Origin of the sequence: Mucilaginibacter glaciei, assembly GCF_014773245.1 — a bacterium.
GTDB lineage: Bacteria > Bacteroidota > Bacteroidia > Sphingobacteriales > Sphingobacteriaceae > Mucilaginibacter > Mucilaginibacter glaciei.
In genome coordinates, this window is sequence record NZ_JACWMX010000001.1 from 825,690 (window position 1) to 847,267 (window position 21,578).

Sequence of the window (21,578 nt, forward strand, 5' to 3'; positions counted from 1 at the left end):
TTTAACCTGTTTTGGAGAAATTTTTCTCTATAAGCGTCTGAATTATACCGTCAACCATTCCCACAGAGGGCACGTACATACTCTTAATACCTGCACATTTAAGCACGGTTAAGTAGATCTCGCAAGCGGGGATAATTACATCGGCCCTGTCCTGACTTAATCCTAAAACGTTGATGCGGTCTTTTAGCGAATAGGAGTTTAGGTAATTGTAAAGCTCCTTGAGTTTTATATAGGTCAGCGGTTCGGCATTGTTCTTTATTCCAGATAACCGGAACAGTTTATTGATGTTACCGCCCGTGCCAATACCGAAAATGTTTTTTTGGGAACGCGTGTGCTCGCGGATAAAGTTCTTCATATCTGTCCAGGTTTCCTCTTTATCCTGGTTGTCCAGGATGCGGATGGTACCCAGGTTAAAGGATTGCGAGGCCAGCAGTGTTTCACCGCTGAATAGGGATAACTCGGTACTACCGCCGCCTACGTCAATATAAAGGTAGTTTTTAGTTTTGTCGATGTCCACTTCTGCATGGCTGGCATAGATGATCTTTGCCTCGTTTTGGCCGTGTACAATCTCCAGGTCAATTCCTGCCTCTTCTTTAATGCGATTAGCAACTTCCTGTCCGTTAGTGGCTTCGCGCATTGCTGATGTGGCACAAGCCATGTAGTCGGTCACTTTAAAAACATCCATCAGGTTGCGGAACGCCTGCATGGATTTGATCAGATCACCGGCTTTTTTATCAGAGATCTTTTTATTCAGGAAAGCGTCATCGCCTAACCTTACGGGCACCCGTAATAACGTATTTTTTTTAAATGAGATAGACCCATTGTTATCTGTAATTTCTGCTATCAAAAGCCGTACGGCGTTTGAACCAACATCTATGGCGGCGTATCTCAATTTGTGGGTTTGGTTTTAAGGTAGGTATATATATCTATTTGCGAACGGGTAAGCGTGTCCGCATTTGTTTTATGGTATTTGTTGGTGTGCGTAACCGTAATATCCCTTGATTTTGTATTGTCGGCCAGTTGCAGATCAATAATATCCCGGATTTCCTTGCGGATATCTTCATCATAGATCGGGAAGCCCACTTCTACCCTGTTATCGATATTGCGGGTCATAAAATCAGCCGATGTAAGGTACATCAGTTCGTTACCGCCGTTGCAATAGATGTGCACACGGGCATGTTCCAAATATTTATCTACGATAGATACAACTTCGATATTCTCGCTGTAGCCCTTCACCCCGGCAATTAAGCAACACATCCCGCGGATGATCATTTGGATCTTGACACCGGCGTTACTTGCCTGATACAGTTTGGTGATCATCTGCTCGTCTGCCAGGCTGTTCATTTTAAAGATCATGTAAGCCGGTTTGCCTGCCTTGGCGTTCTTAATTTCGTTATCGATGAGTTTATAAATAGCCGGGCGCGAATCAATTGGCGATACGATAAGGCTCTTCAGATCTTTAGGCAACAGATTCTTATTCAGTGCACGGAAAATATAAACCAGATCGGTGGTGATGGCTTTATTTGCAGTAAGCAAGGTATGATCGGCATACATGGTAGCGGTTTTCTCGTTAAAGTTACCGGTGCTTAAACAAGCGTAATGGGCCTGCTTGCCTTTTTCCATGCGTGTTACGAGGCATATTTTAGAGTGTACCTTATAGCCGTCTATTCCGTACATTACGTTAACGCCTTCTTCTTCGAGCCTGTTACTCCAATAAATATTGTTCGATTCGTCGAAACGTGCCCGCAGTTCGACTAAACAATTCACCTTCTTACCATTTTTTGCAGCATTGATCAAAGCGTGTACTATCTTCGAGTTCTCGGCCAACCTGTAAACCGTTATGCTGATTTCCTTTACCTTAGGGTCTATAGCGGCCTCGCGTAAAAAGTGAATAACGTAATCAAACGATTGGTAAGGAGTACTGATCAGAAAATCTTTTTTGGCGATCATGCTCATCAAACTCTTACCGAAGGAAAGCCCCGCTACCGGCAGGGGTATATTTTTGTTGTACTGTAGATCGGCACGGCCGACGTTTGGGAAACTGATAAAGTTTTTAAAATTATGGTAACGGTTACCGGGTATCAAGCTATCTACCGGTACCTTCATTTTTTTAGTGAGGTAGCTCAGCATATCTACAGGCATGTCCTTATCATAAAGCAAACGCATAGGCTTACCTTTTTTCCTCTTTTGCAGGCTTTTAGCTAAAGAATCTATGAATTTTTCACTCACCTCCTTATCCAGGTCCAGCTCAGCATCGCGGGTTAGCTGTAAAGAGTAAGCTTCAATATTATCATGGTCAAATATGAAAAAGATATCCTCTAAATTATAACGGATAATATCGTCAAGCAGGATGATAAATTTCAAGTTGTTGGTATCGGGCAGTACTAAAAACCGGGATAGGTTATCCGGGAATTCAATTAACGCGAACCTGGTTTTTTTGCCTTTGGTAAGGCGCACAAAAAAATACACAGCCCTGTCACGCAGTTCGGGCAGCGGCAGGCTGTCGTCAATCATAATTGGTACCAGCGTAGAGAGTAAACGCTCTCTAAAGAAATTCTTGACAAATGTACCGCGGGTTACGTTAAGCTGTTTATCGTTCAGTAAAAAGATCTTCTCTTCCGCAAGTTCCTTTACGATAATATTCTCATAAAGGTCATTAAACTTGCGCTCCTGCTTTACTACGATGTTTTTGATCTGGTTAAGTACTTTTTTAGGGTTGTAACCTAAAATTTCTTTTGCCCGCTCATTCAGGTTGGCTAACCGGGTCAAGGTAGCTACCCGCACCCGGTAAAACTCATCTAAATTAGATGAGAATATGGCTAAAAACTTTATTCGCTCTATCAGGGGTACCGCTGGGTCCGCAGCTTCCTGCAAAACGCGGTCATTAAAATATAGCCAGCTAATTTCCCTGTTTATTAAAGGAATGTTCTTTGTATCCATAAAGTATGCTGTTTTAACAGCCGAAGTGCCAAATCTGCTTATTTATTTGTTAAGTTAGTATTAAGTAATCGTATTTAATAGGTTTTGTTTGCTATTAGTTACTGGCTTTAAAAAATCTTACCTTTGCTTTGCATTTTCAAAAAACACCTACATTATGCCTTCATTTGATATAGTTAGTAAAATAGACGGACAAACTTTGGATAACGCCATTAACGTTGCCAAAAAGGAAATACTTAATCGTTACGATTTTAACGGCAGTAAAAGCACTATCGACCTGGACAAAAAAACCAACGAGATCACTATAATTACCGAAGATGATATGCGTTTAAAGGCAATAACGGACAGCATTATTGGCAGGATGATGAAGCAGGGATTGGATGCCAAGGCGCTTGACTTTGGTAAAGAGCACTATGCATCGGGCAATATGATCCGTAAGGAGATAAAGGTTAAGGAAGGCATCGATAAAGAGGCCGCCAAAAAAGTGGTTAAAAAAATAAAGGATAGCAAACTGAAGGTTGAGGCCTCGATAATGAACGACCAGGTACGCGTAACCGCCAAAAAGATAGACGACCTTCAGGCTGTTATCAGCCTTTGCCGCACCGAAGATTTTGGCCAGCCGCTGCAGTACATCAATATGCGCGCTTAACCATATCGACCCATAATTGTTATCGACGTTTTAAAAGTTTAAGCCTTCCCTGATAAGAGAATACTTAAACAATGCGTTACTTCAACTTAAACGTATTCGCCACATCATCAAACTGCTTTTGATAGGTTGCGGCCTGGCTTTCCAAACACGAGCCTGTTAAAACGTACGCGACACCATTTTTAGGTATTACATAGGTTTTAATAGCGATGTTGCGGCCCTCAATGGTGTAATTGTAAGTTAGAAATTTCCCCTTTACACCATCAATAACCAAATCGCCGTTTTTTTGATTGGTCAAATTCATGGTTGCCATTTTCTCCAGGTTTAAACGGATATACCCGTCTAACTCCTTCCCTTTCATATCATCTTTAAGAATATTCAGGTTCGGGCTGTAATTATCCACTCTTGGAGCTACCAGCATTACCAGTTTGTAATTATTAGATAACTGGTCTTTTTGCTCCCAACCTGTTGGTATACTTATTTGATATTCGGCAGTTGAATAAACGCCGTTGTTCATTGAGGCGTCGGGTTTTGCTGCCGCCGGCACGTTTACCGTTAGCGGGGTATCGGGAGGCGTGTTACCTTGTTTACCGTCCGGGCCTTTACATGATACAGCAAATAAAATTGCTGTAACGCAGGTTAATAATAGTGATGGTTTCATAATTGGATGTTTATATGAATAACACGCTTTCACAATTAGTGTTGGCGGCATGTAAATAAAAAAAGACCGCCCTTTTTCGGAACGGCCCTTTTCTACTTAAAAAACCAATTACTGAAACCTAATCTTAATTATTTTACAGCTATTTCTCTTGATTGAAATTTAGCTTCTTCCCTTTTGGCAATCGTTAACTTCAGTACACCGTCGGTGTAATCAGCCTCAATTTTGGTATGATCTGTACTATCCGGCAAGGTGAATGATCTTGTAAACGAGTGGTAGTTGTACTCGCGTTTGCTGAACTTTTTACTTTCGGTATTTTCTTCAGCCTTTTTCTCTGCCGATACCGTCAATACGTTTTTATCTAAGTTGATCTTAAAATCTTCCTTCTTTAAACCTGGTGTAGCCAATTCAATTTGAAAATCGTTTTCAGTTTCGGCAATATTAACAGCCGGTATACGATTAGTTAATTTATCGCTTATGAACCGGTCGTTCAATATCGAATCGAAAACATCGTTAAAGAAAGGGTTGCTGTTGTTTTTTAATCCGTTGTTAAATTTTACTAATGTCATTTTTTTATCCTCCAAAGTTTTAATTTAATTAACTTCGTGAGTGTATAATCAACAGTTATACCAACGGGGATTTCAACCAATTTAAGCGACAGAAAGTCCGCTGAGATTATTTTAGCAAGACAAAATGGCCGAAAAGCTTACAGATTATCGATTTAAGACAGACATATGTATCCGCTTTGCAGATATGGATGCGGCCGGCCATGTGAACAACGCCAAGTATCTAACGTATTTTGAAGAAGCCCGCTTTAGTTATTGGAGCAAGGTTATCGGCTGGAACATGAAAGAAGTTGGTATGGTGGTGGGCCGGTCAGAGATCAACTATCTGAAACCCCTAACTGTGGACGATAAAATTGTTTGCTATGTGCGCGTTATCCGTATTGGTAACAGCAGCTTTGATGTAATGCACGTGTTGGTAAAAACAACTGATAAAGGCGAGGAGATTTGCACCACCTGTAAAACGGTTTGCATCAGTTACGACTACGCTACCAACAAATCTATCCCTATCCCCGCCGAAGGCCGCAAAAAGATGATAGAATACGACGAGCCAAGGCTGATTTTGAATACGAATTAAGGTAGTATTTGGATAAAGCGTTTTTATTTATCAGCAGCTGAAATTTGCATAACCGCACATCTACTAAAATATTTTCCCCGGATTCAAGATCCCGTTAGGATCAAATACAGCCTTGATACCTTTCCAAATCGCAAAGTGCACCGGTGTATATTTTAAAGGCATATAACCTTTTTGTACTAAGCCTATGCCATGTTCGCCGGAGAGTGTGCCGCCTAAACTTACTGTCAGCTCAAATATTTCTGTGATGCCGTTGGTCAAATTATTATTCCAGTCGTTGTCGCTCATGCCTGCCTTAATGATATTTACGTGCAGGTTACCGTCACCGGCATGGCCGTAACAAACTGATTCAAAGCCGTATTTGCTCCCTATCTCCTTGATCCCGTTAATCAGTTTAGGTAATGCGGCGCGTGGCACTACGGTATCTTCTTCTTTATAAACCGAATTTGATTTAACCGATACGGCCATGGTGCGCCTGATCCGCCAGAGTTCTTCTTTCTGCGCAGATGAATCGGCAAAGAGCACGTCCTGGCAATTATATTGTTCTAAAACCTCATTGATTTTCTCGCAGTCGGCAAATACCACATCCTGGTTGCTGCCGTCGGCCTCTATCAGCAGGAAAGCCTCTATCCCATCCTTCAATTCGAAGTTTATCCCGTCGTATTTAATCACCCACTCCATCCCGCGGCGTTCCATAAACTCCAAAGCAGATGGCACCACCCCCGCCCTGAAAATAGCCGATACTGCCGCGCAGGCATCTTCATTAGAGGTAAATGAGGCCAGCATCAGCGCATCAAAAGTAGGCTTCGGGATAAGCTTGGTTACAATTTTAGTTACGATACCCAGTGTACCTTCCGATCCTATCAGCAATTGGGTAAGATTGTAGCCTGATGCATATTTGAGCGTGTTTGCACCCGTCCAGATCACCTCGCCGGTAGGCAAAACAACCTCCATGTTCAATACATATTCGCGGATTGTGCCGTATTTTACAACCCTTGGGCCGCCGCTACAGTTGGCCACATTGCCGCCAATAAAGCAACTGCCTTTACTTGCAGGATCTACCGGATACAATAATCCTTTTTCGGCCACCGCTTCAATAAAAGTTTCGGTGATCACCCCCGGCTCCACGGTAGCCTGCAGGTTTTGTTCGTCTATCTCCAGTATCTGGTTAAAACGCTCCATAGATATCATTAACCCGCCGTTTACAGCCAACGCGCCGCCTGCCAGACCTGTACCCGCGCCACGCGGCGTTACTGGTATTAAATGCTCGTGGCACAAGGCCATCAAGGCCGCAACTTCCTCCGTATATTTAGGTTTTACAACAACTTCCGGGTAGTAAACCAGGTCTTCTGTTTCGTCATGGCTGTAAATTTCCATTGCTGCCGGAATGCTCAAAACATTTTCTGCTCCAACTATAGCATTAATCTGGCTTAAAACATCGGCGCTGATTTTATTGTAGGTCATGTTAGTTCTGGTTGTTATGATAGCTCAGGGTAACAGCCGAATGTTTAACCGGGCCACCTAAAGCAGGGTGCATTTTTTTTAGCGTTACCTGCGCGCTATCGATGAACGGGAATTTGGCCACGGTTTTATCTATGATGCCTTGTACTACCGTTTCTATAAGTTGGCGTGGGTGTTCCATTTCAGCTTTGATTATGCTATACAGCGTTTCGTAGTTAACGGTATTGCCTATCTTATCATCGTTAAAAGCCTTTGCAGATATAAAGTTTACCGAAATATCTATAAAAAAATGGGTGCCCAATACCTGTTCTTCGGGGTAAAATCCGTGGTAGGCAAAAAACTCAACATCCGCTAACGCTACAGTTATCATAGCCCAAAATTAATGCAATATTTGATATTTATATTTCCATTTTTGATAATTGGTGGCTGAAAGGGTTCACGTTTACCGTCCATTTTTAAAAACTATAAAAAAGTATCTCGGCTAGAGATATGTTTAGTTCGTTTAAAGTTACTTTTTAGTACAAAACAGCCTCTGGTATGCAAAATCAAAGTTTTCAGGCTGTTTAAGTCAGTTTCAAATCAATATATTTGACCAACCAATTGATACCGTTATGGCTAAGACCGACATGTACGAAGCACCGGATTATTACCTTTTAGACGAGCTTTTATCTGAAGAGCATAAGCTTATTCGCCAAACTGTGCGCGACTGGGTAAAAAAAGATTTAAGCCCCGTAATTGAAGATTATGCACAAAAAGCCGAATTCCCTTCGCATTTAATAAAAGGACTTGCTGACATTGGTGCTTTTGGCCCTACCGTTCCGATAGAATACGGCGGCGCGGGTTTAGATTACATGGCTTACGGTATTATTATGCAGGAGTTAGAGCGTGGCGACTCGGGCATCCGGTCAACCGCTTCGGTGCAGGGTTCTTTGGTTATGTACCCTATTAATGCTTATGGATCTGAAGAGCAAAAGAAAAAGTACCTGCCCAAATTAGCTTCGGGCGAAATGATGGGTTGCTTCGGCTTAACAGAGCCAGATCATGGTTCAAACCCCGGTGGGATGACCACCAATATCAGGGACAAAGGCGACCATTATTTATTAAACGGCGCCAAAATGTGGATCTCGAACGCGCCTTTTGCAGATATTGCGGTGGTATGGGCGCGGGACGACGCCGGCAAGGTGCGCGGTTTGATCGTTGAACGCGGCATGGAAGGGTTTACTACCCCCACAACTCATAATAAATGGTCTTTAAGGGCATCGGCAACGGGCGAATTGGTATTTGATAATGTAAAGATCCCGAAAGAAAATATACTGCCGAATATATCAGGGCTAAAGGGCCCACTGGGGTGCTTAAACCAGGCGCGGTACGGCATTGCCTGGGGTGCCTTGGGTGCCGCTATGGATTGCTACGATACCGCTTTAAGATACGCTAAAGAGCGGGTGCAATTTGGCAAACCAATCGCGGCGTTCCAGTTACAACAGAAAAAACTTGCCGAGATGATCACTGAGATTACTAAAGGGCAATTATTAGTTTGGCGGTTAGCAACCTTGAAAAATGAAGGGCGTGCGACTGCTGCGCAAATATCAATGGCAAAACGGAATAGTGTTGAGGTTGCCATTAATATAGCACGTGAGGCAAGGCAGATGCTTGGTGGAATGGGCATCACCGGCGAATATCCAATTATGCGGCATATGATGAACCTTGAGTCGGTTATTACGTATGAAGGTACACACGACATTCACTTGCTGATAACCGGTATGGATATTACCGGAGAAGATGCTTTTAAATAGAAAAGAAATTTTTTTAAAAATAGAGCTATTGGTGGTAAATGTTGTGTGCAAACATTATATTTGTTATAGTAACAGTTAACCCGATACAAACATTGATACCAAAGCGGCCCTATTTTGCCAGTACCTCAACATGGCATCTTTGGCTTTGTGTATTTTTGATCTTTTCTGCTTCTTGTAAAGAAAAAACAGCAGACGATGGCAAGTACTCTGCCGCGTTTATGCCTGTTTTAGATAGTGTTAATAAAATATTTGATACTGACCCGGATAGGGCTGTAAGATATCTCGATTCTGCTTTCAACCAGCTGAACCAACCTAACATCAGTGATCGTTTCCGGGTTTACGGATTGCACTTTGTTTATCAGAAAAAGTTAAAACACGATTACAATAAAGCACTTTTGTATGCCGACAGCATGATGCTGGAAGCTAATAAAAGTTTAAATAAAGACCAGTACGCGGCTATTTTTGCCGAGTCTAACTTTGCTAAAGGAGATGCCTATTTCGAGTTAAAACAGTTTAACGATGCCTACCAATACTATTACCAGGGTTACTTAACAGGTAAGCAGTATTTAAATAGTTATGCCCTGGCAGATTATACCTACCGTATGGGGATGATTATGTACAAGAAGGGGCATTATAGGCTGGCGGCCAATTATTTTAAAGCCAGTTACAAGCAAGGCCTTCTGGATAGAAATGATTTCCCTGCGTTTTTTAGGAAACAGGAATTACTGGATAACATCGGTCTGAGTTACAAGCACAGTAACCAGAACGACAGCGCACTGGTTTACTTTAACAAAACGCTTCAGTTTTTAGACCAGCAAAAAAATAATTTCCCCAAAAAGCGCAATTTGGTCAATATGGCGCAAGGCGTTGTTTATGGTAATAAGGCAGATCTTTACATTCAAAGCGGGGCTGATGTTCAGGCTATCGATCTGCTTAAAAAGAGTATTGCTATTAATTTACAAAAAGGCCGAGATAACTATGATGCTGAGCTTACCGAAATCAAACTCGGGCAAATTTATTTGAAGCAAAATCAAACAGATTCTCTCGCTGTACTGCTTACAAACCTACGCAGGCAGTTAGACACGGTAACCAATGCAGATGCCGAAGCCGGTTACGCGCGACTGGTTGGTAATTACTACGTACTAAAAGATGACGCGAAAAAAGCTATTGGTTATTTACAGCGATACGAAGTAATTAAAGACTCGTTGGTACAGAAATCCAATCTTTTATTAGAGTCGGATGTAAACCAGCAACTGACCAACTACGAAAAACAGCACGAGATAGATACATTAAGCACCGACAATAAATTGAAGGTAATCTACCTGTACGTGACTATATTTTTAACTATAATGGCCGTGGTGATCATTTTTTTGGTATACCGTAACTGGACCCGCTCAAAAAAGGATGTAAAAACGGTTAACCTGCTAAACCAGCAAATAAACGAGCAAAACAAGGTGTTAGAAGGCACTTTAAACGAGCTAAACAATAGCAGCCAGGAAAAGGATAGGATATTACGCACCGTAGCGCATGACCTGCGAAACCCAATTGGCGGCATTGCCTCTTTAACTGCCCTGATGGCCGAAGATGAATATAGCGATGAGCAAAAGGAATTGATCAATCTGGTTAAAGAAACCTCGGTCAATTCCCTGGAACTCATCAACGAGATCCTGGAGGCTACAAACATAGCGTCTGTAAAGCTAAACCTGGAACATGTAGATATCAATTCTTTGGTAAACAATAGCGTAGAGTTGTTAAGATTTAAGGCAGCAGAAAAAGGCCAGAAAATATTATTTGAGCCCCTGCCTAAACAACAAGAGCTTTACATTAGCCGGGAAAAAATATGGCGGGTGATAAGCAACCTGGTAAGTAATGCCATCAAATTTAGCCCAACCGGTGCCTTAATAAACGTTAAAGTTTTTGAAAGCGACATGCAAATCATTGTATCCGTAGCTGATAATGGCATTGGCATCCCGGATAAACTGAAAGACCAGGTATTTAATATGTTTACAAGTGCACAACGACCGGGTACTGCAGGCGAGAAATCATTCGGTTTGGGGCTGTCCATTTGCAGGCAGATTATCGAAAAGCATAGCGGAAAAATTTGGTTTGAAAGCTGCCCTGAAACCGGCACTACTTTCTTTATCAGTTTACCTTTCACATCCGACCATACAGCAGCAGATTTATCTCAAAAAGTCGGCGTACCACTTTCCTGAGCCCTTAATAATGCGCTGCTGGGTTTTAAAATCAATATGGATCAGTCCGAACCGCGGGTGATAACCTTCGGCCCACTCAAAGTTATCTGTCAGTGTCCAAACAAAATAGCCGCTAACTTTTAACCCCTCCTGTTTAGCTTTCAATATCATTTGCAGGTTTGCCTGTATATAAGCCGTGCGTTTAGGATCGTGAACTTCGTCGTCAATTACTTCGTCGGGGAATGCGGCACCATTCTCTGTGATGAGGATCTTTTTTATCTGCGGGTAGGCGTTGTATTTTTTCAATATTTCAAACATCGCCTGCGGGTAAACTTCCCAGCGCATACTGGTCAACTCTACGCCCCGGTTTTCTGCCTTTATCAATGTAGCACCAATGTACGGGGTGAAAAATGAGTACTTAACTATCTCGCGGGTATAATTCTGCAGCCCTATAAAATCAAAATCAAAACTTAAATTATCCTCATCGCCGGGTTGATAATATTTATAGATCCCCTTTAATGCTGTAACATCATCTGTTGGGTAACCAAGCCCTAATATGGGTTCAATAAACAAACGGTTTATCAATGCGTCGGCCCGCCTGGCAGCGGCAATATGGCGTGGCTTATCGGCATAAGGTTCTATATGCGAGCAGGAAAAAGTGGTGCCGATAACTGCCTCTGGTAGCAGAGCTCTTAAAACCTTTGCCCCTGCTACAATACTTAATACGGTATGGTGTACAGCAGGCAAAAAATTACCTAATCCCCTCCTGCCCGGTGCATGGATGCCTAAAAAGTAACCGGCGCCTGTAAATACCGCGGGTTCGTTCATCACCATCCAGTGTTTAACCTTAGCGCCAAAGCTTTGGGCACAAATGGTAGCAAAGTTGGTAAACCAACCCACTACTTCACGATTTGTCCACCCGCCTTTGTCTTCCAGGGCTTGGGGTAAATCCCAGTGGTAAATGGTTACCCATGGCTCTACACCAACGGCAAGGCAATAGTCAATAACTTTATGGTAGTGGTCTATACCGGCTTGGTTTACATTACCCTCACCGGTGGGTAAAATGCGGCTCCAGGCGATAGAAAAGCGGAAATTAGGGATATTAAGTTGTTTGATAAGATCGATGTCCCTTTGGTAATTGTCATAAAATTCGCAGGCTATAGTTGGCTTTTCGCCATTTAAAACTTTACCTTTTTTGGCGGTAAAGGCATCCCATATAGATGGGCCCTTACCATGGGCATCACATGCACCTTCCGTTTGAAGGGCAGCGGTAGATACCCCCCAGGCAAAATCGTCGCCAAAAAGTTCTTTAGTAAGTTGCGGATCTGTTGGAGTAATAGAAGCCATGTAATTGAGCTGTTGAAAAGCCCAAATTGTACATTATTATTGTATAATTAAAGTTTTTACTTTAAAACTTAGTGCTTAAAAGATGAGCGCATGCTTTTTAAAAATAGCCATTCCCTAACGTCGTTGATCATTCTTGAAAATACGTTGAACAATTTCATATTCTTATTTTTAATTATATACTAATTTACCTCCGCTATATGTACTTAAAGTACCGGTTAGATTATATAATTATTAACAGATTTTTACCTTAACCTGCTTAACAATTACCCTGTTGTTGTTTACTTTTGCAGCGATGAAAAGTTATTTTATCCGCCTGTTTAATTATAATTTGTTTGCTAATAAGCAGACTAACGGATTGGTGCAGGCGCGCCCTAATGAAAAGGCTGTTCACTTAATGACTCACCTGTTGTTTGCCGAACATATTTGGCTACAGCGCTGCAAAGGGATGAGTACAGCAGGTATTAACGTTTGGCCTGAAGGGCAACTTTCGCAACTTTTAGAGTTGATTGAGAAAAGCCATAATGAGTGGATATCATTGATCAATACTTTGGTTGAGGGAGACTTTGATAAAAACATCCATTACCAAAATTCAACAGGAGCAAAATTTGATACGTTGATGTGTGATATTATGGCCCATGTAGTTAACCACGGTACCCATACCCGAGCACAAATTGGCCAGCTATTAAAACTTGATGATGCTGATAAGCTCCCGGTAACAGACTACAGCTATTATTTGAGAAAGTAATAAATAACATAAACCGTTTTTAGATGAAAAAAATAATTGCCGCTACCCTTTTAAGCTTAACACTGTTTGGCTGCACAGATACCAAAAAGCAGGAGAAGGATCTGCTTAACGAAGTGATAAAAACGCACGACCAGGTAATGAGCAAAGACGAGTTGATCATGATCAATAAGATGCAATTGGACACCTTGCTGAAAGCTAATAATGATACTACATTAAACAAACAGGCGGTTTCCTTACAATCTCAATTAGTGGCTGCCGATACCCGTATGGAAGACTGGATGCACAACTTCGATGCAGAGAACAAGAACAAATCGCATGACGAGATCATGACTTATCTGGCAGATCAGAAAAAACAGATCGAAAGTATTGATAAGCAATTAAATGCGGCGATAGCATCGTCAAGTGAATTCATCAAGAAAACTAAAACAAAATGAAGCAACTAACCGGATTACTTTTCATAACGCTGATATTGTTTAGCGCTTGTAAATTTAACGCTGCGGAGACTCCGAAACTGCCCATTTACGGTAACCGCGATACGGTTAGTAAAATGGTTAACGGCAAAATGGTGGTCGATTCGGTTTATGCAACCATACCCGATTTTAAGTTTGTGAACCAGTATGGCGATAGTATTACATCCAAAAGTTTGAACGGGTATGTTTACGTGGCCGATTTCTTTTTTACTACCTGCCCTTCTATCTGCCCGGTTATGCACCGTAATATGTTAAAGGTTTATGCCGATTATAAAAACGTAAGTGACTTTAAAATCATATCGCATACCATTGACCCTAAACACGATAGCGTACCTGTATTGAAAAAATATGCTGATAAAATGGGTATTAGCGGCCAAACCTGGTGGTTGCTGCAAGGCAAAAAAGAAGATACCTATCAGTTAGGAGAAAAAAGCTATTTAGTTGCGGTTAAAGAAGATAGCGGTACGCCCGGCGGTTATGTGCACCAGGGTTGGTTTGTTTTGGTTGATAAGCAAAAGCGCGTTCGCGGGTATTACGACGGTACCGACGAGAAGCAGGTAGATAAATTAAGGGCCGATATTAAAACCCTTCTTGCCGAAACCAATACGACCATAGCGCAATGAAAAGCAGGGTAATTGGCCTGCTTACGGTCCTGATAGCTGTTATTATAGCATCGTGCCAAAGTGAGGACGAATTGGAATTTCAGCGTTACTATAACGGCGGCAAGAAACTGTATGAGCAAAAGTGCCAGAATTGCCACAGTGCCAAGGGCGATGGCCTCTCTAATCTCATCCCCCCTTTAACAGATGCCATCTATCTTAAAAAGAATAAGGCTTTACTGGCGTGTATGGTTAAATATGGTATAAAGGAAACCATCATCACAATAAATGGTAAAAGCTATGAAGGTGCCATGCCCGCTAATGACCTTGCCCCTGTCGATATTGCTAAAGTGCTTACCTATGTAACCAATTCGTTTGGTAATAAAATGGGCGTAATCAAGTCGGAAGTTATTGATCGCTATCTGGCCGGGTGTAAATAGTCTGCTATCAGACCTTAATGATCGGAAACTTGCTGCCTTTTCTATTTTCGGTTTGATATTTTCGGGCTTTCCTCAATATTTCCATACATTTGCAATTGCAAAACGTTCTATCGCTCCGTACTCAAATGCGGGGAGGAAAGTCCGGGCAACATAGAGCATCCTGCTTCCTAACGGGAAGGCGCCCGCAGCGGGCGACAGCAAGTGCCACAGAGAATATACCGCCTGCAAGGGTAAGGGTGAAAACGTGAGGTAAGAGCTCACGGCTTTTCCGGGCGATCGGGATCGCGGTAAACCTCAGGAGTTGAAAAACCAAATAGGTTCTGAAAGTGGGGCTGCTCGCTCCCGTGCCGATCCGTCGGCCGTTAGAATGGGTAGGTTGATAAAGCCTGTTAGCAATAACAGGACAAGATTAATGATAGAAATTCCCTCAAGGGAACACAGAACCCGGCTTACAGATTTGCTGCTGTGAAGATCCCCTCTCCGGAGGGGATTTTCTGTTTTTAGTAAGTTGTTAATAACTTGAATGGTTTTCAATAATAGGTTTATAAATACTCGCCTAACCATCAACTCTCAATTCTACAAAACCACTGTTTAATATTCTATACAATTTATATATTAGCAGCCCAAACATTCTACCGTAAATTCAGTTTAAATCACATGGCAAAAATTTTAATAATTGACGATGAACGGTCTATCCGAAGCACCCTCCGTGAGATTTTGGAGTATGAGGATTACACTGTCGAAGATATAGATAATGGCGTAGACGGCCTTGAACTGATCCGCAAGAATGATTTCGACCTGGTACTGTGCGACATAAAAATGAACCGCATGGATGGTATGGAAGTGCTCACCGAAGGTTTAAACATCAAACCGGACCTGCCCTTTATCATGATATCCGGCCACGGAACGGTTGAAACCGCTGTTGAAGCCAGCAAAAAAGGTGCGTTCGACTTTATTTCCAAACCACCCGATTTAAACCGCTTGCTCATTACCGTACGTAATGCGTTGGACCGCGGTAGCCTGGTTGTTGAAACAAAGGTTTTAAAACGCAAGGTGTCAAAGGTTCGGCCTATTTTGGGTGAGTCGCAGGCCATTATAAAAATCAAAGAAACCATTGAGCGTGTAGGCCCTACTGATGCGCGCGTGTTGGTTACCGGTGCAAACGGTAGCGGTAAAGAATTGGTTGCGCGTTGGCTGCATGAAAAATCAAACCGGTCTAACGGCCCTATTATTGAAGTGAACTGTGCGGCTATACCGTCAGAACTAATTGAAAGTGAACTGTTCGGCCACGAAAAAGGCTCTTTCACATCGGCTATAAAACAACGTATCGGTAAGTTTGAATCGGCCAGTGGCGGCACACTCTTTCTGGATGAGATTGGTGATATGAGCCAATCGGCACAAGCCAAAGTATTGCGTGCCTTACAGGAAAGCAAAATAACCCGCGTAGGCGGTGAAAAGGAAATTGATGTTGACGTGCGCGTTGTAGCGGCAACAAATAAAGACCTTTTAAAAGAAATTGAAGCCGGTAATTTCCGTATGGATTTATACCACCGCTTAAGTGTTATATTGATACATGTACCGCCGCTTACCGAGCGACGCGATGATATTGGCCTGCTTACTCAATCATTTTTAGACGAGATCTGTAATGATTACGGCATGCCTACCAAAAAGATCTCGGAAGCCGCCCTCGATGCCTTAAAGGCATTACCCTGGACCGGGAACATCCGTGAGTTGCGCAACATGGTGGAGCGTTTGATCATTTTAAGTGATAAAACGATTACCGATAGCGATGTAAAATCGTTTGCCAACCCATCCGCTCCCGTAGCAGCGGGTGCAACTGCGGTAGCTGCAGCACCTGAAAAAGACTTTGATCAGTTCACCAATTTCCAGGAATACAAGGATTTTGCCGAACGCGAGTACATCAAGTTCAAATTGGAGAAAAACAACTGGAATGTTTCTAAGACAGCGGATGACATTGATATCCAAAGGAGCCATCTGTACAGTAAGATCGAGAAATTTGGTTTAAAAAGAGGCGAATAATTAGTTTATAATCCCTGAAACAACAAAGCCTGATAAAATTCATCAGGCTTTGTTGTTATATTCAAATGTGTTTGGGTTTTAATAAAAGAATTTGCTTCCGTTTAAAATAGTCTTGTCATTAGCTTGAAAAATACAGTTGGGGAATATGGTATAGCCCGTCCACATTAAAGCCTGTGGGTTTTGGTTGTCAGGATGCGGTAAGCCGAAAGCATGGCCCAATTCATGCCCTGCGCCACCAACCCATCTGGAAACAGGTTCTGTCATTTGGTTTGTTAAACCTTTCAAATCATTTTCCGGCATCGCCGTAAATCCAAGCGCACCAGCGCCGGTAGCCCCTTGTGCGTCTACATAAACCAGGTAAACATATTTACTTTCGTCGTAGCCAGTCCCCAATAATGATTTGATATCGTTACGCGCATTGTTATAAAAGTAATATTGCGCGTCGGTACCACTTGTGCTATTACTCGCGTTAAACCATGCCGCGTTTTGGGTACTTTTAATAGTTTCAACTATCTGGGTATTTAGATGGAATGTTTTGTTTGTACCCAGTGTTGATTTATACCAGGCTGTAAGTTGTGTAACCCCGGCAGTTACAGCATCGGTATACTGTTGATTCAAAGCCCGATCTGCAGGGACGAGGTATATGAGCCGCACAGTTAAATTAGTTGCGCCGGTGTTTGGCCCCGTAAACTGGGGTGTAGTAGTACCTCCCGATGTGCCACCGGTCGAATTACCTGATGAAGGCGTAACCGTGTTATCTTTTGAGCAGGAAACCACGTTCAAAAAAATAAAAACTCCTAACACTTTGCAGATTTGATTCTTATTCACGATCATAATTTTAATTAACAATTGGGTTATTACTTACTATATCAACCCTTTAGAGCGCATAAAAGTTTTATTATTTAGTTTGGATTGCTGCAAACGGTATTAAAAGTACAAAGGTAAGTACTATGCGAAGGCATACTTTTAAACGCTCTTTTTTATCTGCGAGTTATCATTTGCATCCAAATTAATGTCTCCCAATATCTTTAAGTCTATCCGCGGCATTTTTATTCAGATAGGCGGAAAAGATAGTTTTTTATGTAAACACTCGTTTTTTATAAGTATATAATAATGAAACATTTAAGTGATTTATTATCTGAATTATGTAAACCTCTGTAAACCTAATTTCCTCTTTTAACATTTAATCAAAATCAGGGTTAAACTAAAAAAGCTTCAGGGAAACCTGAAGCTTTTTTAGTTTAACATCAACCACGCAAAGCATGGCTGATGGATTATTACTTGGCTACGTCGAACCTGTCTAAATTCATCACTTTAGTCCATACGGCTACAAAGTCTTTAGTGAATTTATCTTGAGCATCAGAACTTGCGTAAACCTCGGCGATGGCCCTAAGTTCGGAGTTGGATCCAAATACCAGGTCGGCGCGGGTGGCGGTCCATTTTACATTTCCGGTAGTACGGTCGCTGCCCTGATAGGCTTCTTTACCGTCTGATGTAGCTTTCCAAACGGTGCCCATATCAAGCAGGTTTACAAAGAAATCGTTGGTCAGCTGGCCCGGGCGATCAGTGAACACGCCATGTTTAGACCCATCAAAATTAGTATCCAACACACGTAAACCACCTAAAAGCACGGTAAGTTCCGGAGCGGTAAGGGTTAATAATTGCGCTTTATCAATCAATAGTTCTTCAGTAGCTACCGGGATGCTTGATTTGCGATAGTTGCGGAAACCGTCAGCTGCAGGCTCCAAATAGCCAAACGATTCTACATCCGTTTGTGCTTGTGAAGCGTCCATCCTGCCCGCTGTAAACGGAACAGCAATAATTTGCCCGGCATCTTTAGCAGCCTTTTCAACACCTGCGTTACCTGCCAGAACGATCAGATCAGCCAAAGAAACTTTCTTATCTGAGGTTTGGGCACCGTTAAAATTGTTTTGTATGCCTTCCAATACATTAAGTACCTTTTGCAGTTGTGCAGGATTGTTTGCCAGCCAGTATTTTTGCGGTGCTAAACGGATACGCGCACCATTGGCGCCACCACGTTTATCAGATCCGCGGAAAGTTGAAGCCGAAGACCATGCGGTAGCAACCAGTTCTGAAACGCTTAATCCAGATTCGTAGATCTTAGCTTTAAGGTCTGCAATATCACTATCATCTATCAAAGCGTGGTCAGCTGCGGGGATAGGATCCTGCCAAAGCAATTCTTCCTGCGGAACATCTGTACCCAGGTAGCGGGCGCGTGGGCCCATATCGCGATGGGTCAGTTTAAACCACGCGCGTGCAAAGGCATCACCAAATGCTTCATGATCTTCCAAAAATCGCCTTGATACCTTTTCGTATGCCGGGTCGGCCCTTAAGGCGATATCCGAAGTAAGCATGGTTGGTTTATGTTTCTTCGAACTGTCATAAGCATCAGGAATGATTTCTTCCGAATCTTTAGCAACCCATTGATGTGCGCCGCCCGGGCTTTTGGTAAGTTCCCATTCAAAACCAAGCAGGTTTTCAAAGTAATTGTTACTCCACTGCGTTGGGGTTGTTGTCCAGGTTACTTCCAATCCGCTGGTAATGGTATCAGCACCTTTGCCAGATCCGTAGCTGTTGTTCCAGCCAAAGCCCTGCGCTTCGATATCTGAAGCTTCGGGCTCTGCACCAACGTGGTCGGATTGTGCCGCCCCGTGAGTTTTACCAAAGCTATGGCCACCGGCTATTAAAGCAACCGTTTCTTCGTCATTCATCGCCATACGGCCAAAAGTTTCACGAATGTCTCTTGCAGATGCGATCGGATCGGGGATACCATCGGGTCCTTCAGGGTTTACATATATTAAACCCATGTGTGCCGCACCAAGTGGTTGTTCCAGGTTGCGTGTATGGATCTTACCGGATGCATCTTCATCAGAAACCAAAGCGCCTTCACCATCAACACCCGGCGAACCGTCGGCGTAGCGATGATCGTTACCCAGCCAAGTTGTTTCAGATCCCCAGTAAACAGACTCGTCAGCTTCCCAAACATCGGCACGGCCACCGGCAAAGCCAAAGGTTTTAAAACCCATGGACTCCAGCGCAATGTTACCCGCCAGGATCATCAGATCGGCCCATGAAATATTGCGGCCATATTTTTGTTTAATTGGCCAAAGTAATCTGCGGGCCTTATCAAGGCTCACGTTATCGGGCCAGCTGTTAAGCGGGGCAAAACGTTGCAGCCCTGCTCCTGCGCCACCCCGGCCATCGCCAACGCGGTAAGTGCCTGCACTGTGCCATGCCATACGGATAAATAAACCACCATAATGACCAAAATCTGCCGGCCACCACTCTTGCGAGTCGGTCATTAGCGCGTGAAGGTCTTGCTTTACCGACCCCAGATCGAGGCTATTAAAAGCTGTTGCATAATCAAAATCATTGCCCATTGGGTCTGATAAAGATGAGTTTTGACGAAGGATAGTTAGTTTTAGCTGATTAGGCCACCAGTCATGGTTCCTGGTACCGCCACCGCCAACATTGTGTTCCATACTGCCGTTCAAATACGGGCAGTTATTGATATCGTTTGATTGGTTTTCCATGCGATAAATTTATAAGATTAGTTTATTCTGAATGTCTGTTTAAAGTTAAAAAAATATGATAATTGAAAAAAAAATTAAACGGTTTATTTATTTGAAAGCGGTACTTCTGTCGTATGTGTGTCAACAACAACGGCAAATCAAACATAATTATAAAACTATGGTTATGTGTTTTGATATAAATTAAACTCGAAGTCCTGAAAAAGCAATACTTAAATACCGAAAGAAACTTAACGATACCCACAAAATTGATCTTGGCCGCTATTTTTAGCTTTGTCCATGTGGTGGCTATGGGGCAGGTACAAGTGCCATCTGATTCGTTAAAAGCAGATAGACCAGGTTTAAAAGAAGACGCACCGCGCAGTGTAAACCGCCAGTACGATATTGCTGATCTTATCAGGGATGTTCTGCATCCGGGTCGTAAGCCGGATACTTTAAAAAAGTCGTCGGGAATAACCATCATACCCAATATCGCGTCTAATCCGAGCATTGGCTCGCAGATAGGAATTAAAGCAGTTGCGGGCCGTAAATTGGGAACAGATCCAACTACCCTACTTTCTGTAGCGGCTACATCTGTTTCTATCACAACCAAAGGGATTATCTATTTTTATATCAACCATAATATTTACACGCCGGGTAATGATTGGAATTTTCAGGGTAATATCGTTGCGGCAAAATCTGTTACGCCCGATTTTGGCTTAGGGATAGCTGAGCCTTCTACAGGTAATGCAGATGACCAGGTTTTAGCCAATGCCGGCCGCAAGGGCCGTGCCCTTAATAGCTTATATTTTAACGTGAGGGAAAAGGCATATAAGGAAGTTTCGAAAGGGCTATTTGTAGGTGCAGGGGTGTCATTTGATATCCGTACTAAAATTGAAGATAAAACTTCTAAAACAGCAACGCCTTACAGCATCTATAATGACCGTTATGGGTTTGACCAGGATCATTACCAGGCAAACGGCTTTTTGTTTAATGTGCAGTATACCACGCGCGATAATCAAAACCGTGCTTATAAAGGCATTTATGCCGATGCCGGCTTCAGGGTAAACCAAACCTGGATAGGCAGTTCAAAAAGTGCCGTGCAATTTATTACCGATTTTAGAAAATACTTTAGCCTCTCGGCCACTAATCCCGAGCATGTGGTCGCGTTTTGGAACTGGGGTTCCTATTTGCTGAGTGGCGCCGTGCCTTACCTGGAGTTACCGGGCACCGCAAAAGATGGATCGTTCCGCAGTGGCCGTGGTTATACAACAGGTTATTTTAAAGGTACCAACTACAACTATTCTGAAGTAGAATATCGTTTCCCGATCCTGAAAAATAAATTCATTAGCGGCGTAACATTCTTTAACTTACAAACAGCTAACGATTTGCAGGGAACAAAATTATTCGAGAAATTCCAACCTGGTTATGGTGGCGGTTTGCGGGTTTTGTTCAACAAGGCTACACGTACAAACCTTTGCCTGGACTATGCCTGGGGTAAATATGGTGCGCGCGGGTTCTTCCTAGGATTAAATGAGGCTTTTTAAACGACTTGCTTCCCTAAATCTTACGGCAAAATATAA

The 21,578-nt window shown here is 42.7% G+C and carries 19 protein-coding genes and 1 other RNA gene; 11 read left to right on the forward strand and 9 right to left on the reverse strand.

All coding sequences use genetic code 11. The annotated features are described in order from the left end of the window. Position 1: 1 nt before the first annotated feature. Positions 2-892, reverse strand: a complete 891-nt coding sequence (locus IDJ76_RS03815) for a Ppx/GppA phosphatase family protein (RefSeq protein ID WP_191160874.1) — start codon at positions 890-892, stop codon at positions 2-4. Further along, complete coding sequence (gene ppk1, locus IDJ76_RS03820; protein WP_191160876.1) at positions 889-2,940, reverse strand: polyphosphate kinase 1; 2,052 nt, start codon at positions 2,938-2,940, stop codon at positions 889-891. The genes IDJ76_RS03815 and ppk1 overlap by 4 nt, the downstream gene beginning before the upstream one ends. 154 nt (positions 2,941-3,094) lie before the next feature. On the opposite strand from ppk1, the gene IDJ76_RS03825 reads away from it, so the two are divergent. Next, complete coding sequence (locus IDJ76_RS03825; protein ID WP_191160878.1) at positions 3,095-3,586, forward strand: YajQ family cyclic di-GMP-binding protein; 492 nt, start codon at positions 3,095-3,097, stop codon at positions 3,584-3,586. A gap of 76 nt (positions 3,587-3,662) precedes the next feature. Here the strand turns inward: IDJ76_RS03825 and IDJ76_RS03830 are convergent, their stop codons facing one another. Together IDJ76_RS03830 and IDJ76_RS03835 are read right to left on the reverse strand one after the other, a co-directional pair. Next, entirely contained in the window at positions 3,663-4,244 is a 582-nt protein-coding gene (locus IDJ76_RS03830) for a hypothetical protein (protein ID WP_191160880.1), read from the reverse strand. A 128-nt stretch (positions 4,245-4,372) separates the two neighbouring features. Beyond that, complete coding sequence (locus IDJ76_RS03835) at positions 4,373-4,810, reverse strand: Hsp20/alpha crystallin family protein (RefSeq protein WP_191160883.1); 438 nt, start codon at positions 4,808-4,810, stop codon at positions 4,373-4,375. 124 nt (positions 4,811-4,934) lie between these two features. Here IDJ76_RS03835 and IDJ76_RS03840 point away from each other — a divergent pair, with 124 nt between their 5' ends. Continuing rightward, positions 4,935-5,381, forward strand: a complete 447-nt coding sequence (locus tag IDJ76_RS03840) for an acyl-CoA thioesterase (RefSeq protein ID WP_191160885.1) — start codon at positions 4,935-4,937, stop codon at positions 5,379-5,381. Between the two features lie 63 nt (positions 5,382-5,444). Here IDJ76_RS03840 and IDJ76_RS03845 read toward each other — a convergent pair whose 3' ends face one another. Then, positions 5,445-6,842, reverse strand: a complete 1,398-nt coding sequence (locus IDJ76_RS03845; protein WP_191160887.1) for an FAD-binding oxidoreductase — start codon at positions 6,840-6,842, stop codon at positions 5,445-5,447. A gap of 1 nt (position 6,843) precedes the next feature. Next, positions 6,844-7,209 (reverse strand): dihydroneopterin aldolase, encoded by a 366-nt coding sequence (gene folB, locus IDJ76_RS03850; protein WP_191160889.1) that lies wholly within the window; start codon positions 7,207-7,209, stop codon positions 6,844-6,846. Positions 7,210-7,450: 241 nt separating this feature from the next. On the opposite strand from folB, the gene IDJ76_RS03855 reads away from it, so the two are divergent. Both IDJ76_RS03855 and IDJ76_RS03860 read left to right on the forward strand, forming a co-directional pair. Beyond that, positions 7,451-8,632: an acyl-CoA dehydrogenase family protein gene (locus tag IDJ76_RS03855; RefSeq protein ID WP_191160890.1), complete on the forward strand. Its 1,182-nt coding sequence runs from the start codon at positions 7,451-7,453 to the stop codon at positions 8,630-8,632. A 92-nt stretch (positions 8,633-8,724) separates the two neighbouring features. Then, on the forward strand, positions 8,725-10,845 hold the full coding sequence (locus IDJ76_RS03860) for a tetratricopeptide repeat-containing sensor histidine kinase (protein ID WP_191160893.1): 2,121 nt from the start codon (positions 8,725-8,727) through the stop codon (positions 10,843-10,845). On the opposite strand, the gene IDJ76_RS03865 is transcribed toward IDJ76_RS03860, so the two are convergent. After that, positions 10,813-12,171, reverse strand: coding sequence for a GH1 family beta-glucosidase (locus tag IDJ76_RS03865; RefSeq protein WP_191160895.1), 1,359 nt, complete (start codon positions 12,169-12,171; stop codon positions 10,813-10,815). The two genes, IDJ76_RS03860 and IDJ76_RS03865, sit on opposite strands and share 33 nt — an antisense overlap. A 292-nt stretch (positions 12,172-12,463) precedes the next feature. Here IDJ76_RS03865 and IDJ76_RS03870 point away from each other — a divergent pair, with 292 nt between their 5' ends. The 6 genes from IDJ76_RS03870 to IDJ76_RS03895 all read left to right on the forward strand — a co-directional run bounded on the left by IDJ76_RS03870 (position 12,464) and on the right by IDJ76_RS03895 (position 16,465). Then, positions 12,464-12,916, forward strand: a complete 453-nt coding sequence (locus IDJ76_RS03870; RefSeq protein WP_191160897.1) for a DinB family protein — start codon at positions 12,464-12,466, stop codon at positions 12,914-12,916. A gap of 23 nt (positions 12,917-12,939) precedes the next feature. Continuing rightward, entirely contained in the window at positions 12,940-13,350 is a 411-nt protein-coding gene (locus IDJ76_RS03875) for a hypothetical protein (protein ID WP_191160899.1), read from the forward strand. After that, positions 13,347-14,009, forward strand: coding sequence for an SCO family protein (locus tag IDJ76_RS03880; RefSeq protein ID WP_191160901.1), 663 nt, complete (start codon positions 13,347-13,349; stop codon positions 14,007-14,009). Before IDJ76_RS03875 ends, IDJ76_RS03880 begins: the two co-directional genes overlap by 4 nt. After that, positions 14,006-14,425: a c-type cytochrome gene (locus IDJ76_RS03885; RefSeq protein ID WP_191160903.1), complete on the forward strand. Its 420-nt coding sequence runs from the start codon at positions 14,006-14,008 to the stop codon at positions 14,423-14,425. The genes IDJ76_RS03880 and IDJ76_RS03885 overlap by 4 nt, the downstream gene beginning before the upstream one ends. A gap of 94 nt (positions 14,426-14,519) precedes the next feature. After that, an RNA gene (rnpB, locus tag IDJ76_RS03890) (RNase P RNA component class A) lies at positions 14,520-14,893 on the forward strand. Between the two features lie 189 nt (positions 14,894-15,082). Then, a complete protein-coding gene (locus IDJ76_RS03895) occupies positions 15,083-16,465 on the forward strand; it encodes a sigma-54-dependent transcriptional regulator (RefSeq protein WP_191160905.1) in 1,383 nt (460 codons plus the stop codon). 78 nt (positions 16,466-16,543) lie between these two features. Here the strand turns inward: IDJ76_RS03895 and IDJ76_RS03900 are convergent, their stop codons facing one another. Beyond that, positions 16,544-17,293: a hypothetical protein gene (locus IDJ76_RS03900; protein WP_191160907.1), complete on the reverse strand. Its 750-nt coding sequence runs from the start codon at positions 17,291-17,293 to the stop codon at positions 16,544-16,546. Between the two features lie 449 nt (positions 17,294-17,742). Then, positions 17,743-20,019: a catalase/peroxidase HPI gene (gene katG / locus IDJ76_RS03905; protein WP_191160909.1), complete on the reverse strand. Its 2,277-nt coding sequence runs from the start codon at positions 20,017-20,019 to the stop codon at positions 17,743-17,745. Between the two features lie 251 nt (positions 20,020-20,270). Here katG and IDJ76_RS03910 point away from each other — a divergent pair, with 251 nt between their 5' ends. Further along, positions 20,271-21,542 (forward strand): BamA/TamA family outer membrane protein, encoded by a 1,272-nt coding sequence (locus IDJ76_RS03910; protein WP_224746171.1) that lies wholly within the window; start codon positions 20,271-20,273, stop codon positions 21,540-21,542. Positions 21,543-21,578: the final 36 nt, after the last annotated feature.

Bases quoted from the DNA above. Each gene is read 5' to 3' on its own strand.
- ppk1 (WP_191160876.1), bottom strand. From the start codon at position 2,940: ATGGATACAAAGAACATTCCTTTAATAAACAGGGAAATTAGCTGGCTA.
- IDJ76_RS03825 (WP_191160878.1), top strand. From the start codon at position 3,095: ATGCCTTCATTTGATATAGTTAGTAAAATAGACGGACAAACTTTGGAT.
- IDJ76_RS03830 (WP_191160880.1), bottom strand. From the start codon at position 4,244: ATGAAACCATCACTATTATTAACCTGCGTTACAGCAATTTTATTTGCT.
- IDJ76_RS03835 (WP_191160883.1), bottom strand. From the start codon at position 4,810: ATGACATTAGTAAAATTTAACAACGGATTAAAAAACAACAGCAACCCT.
- IDJ76_RS03840 (WP_191160885.1), top strand. From the start codon at position 4,935: ATGGCCGAAAAGCTTACAGATTATCGATTTAAGACAGACATATGTATC.
- IDJ76_RS03845 (WP_191160887.1), bottom strand. From the start codon at position 6,842: ATGACCTACAATAAAATCAGCGCCGATGTTTTAAGCCAGATTAATGCT.
- folB (WP_191160889.1), bottom strand. From the start codon at position 7,209: ATGATAACTGTAGCGTTAGCGGATGTTGAGTTTTTTGCCTACCACGGA.
- IDJ76_RS03855 (WP_191160890.1), top strand. From the start codon at position 7,451: ATGGCTAAGACCGACATGTACGAAGCACCGGATTATTACCTTTTAGAC.
- IDJ76_RS03865 (WP_191160895.1), bottom strand. From the start codon at position 12,171: ATGGCTTCTATTACTCCAACAGATCCGCAACTTACTAAAGAACTTTTT.
- IDJ76_RS03870 (WP_191160897.1), top strand. From the start codon at position 12,464: ATGAAAAGTTATTTTATCCGCCTGTTTAATTATAATTTGTTTGCTAAT.
- IDJ76_RS03875 (WP_191160899.1), top strand. From the start codon at position 12,940: ATGAAAAAAATAATTGCCGCTACCCTTTTAAGCTTAACACTGTTTGGC.
- IDJ76_RS03880 (WP_191160901.1), top strand. From the start codon at position 13,347: ATGAAGCAACTAACCGGATTACTTTTCATAACGCTGATATTGTTTAGC.
- IDJ76_RS03885 (WP_191160903.1), top strand. From the start codon at position 14,006: ATGAAAAGCAGGGTAATTGGCCTGCTTACGGTCCTGATAGCTGTTATT.
- IDJ76_RS03895 (WP_191160905.1), top strand. From the start codon at position 15,083: ATGGCAAAAATTTTAATAATTGACGATGAACGGTCTATCCGAAGCACC.
- katG (WP_191160909.1), bottom strand. From the start codon at position 20,019: ATGGAAAACCAATCAAACGATATCAATAACTGCCCGTATTTGAACGGC.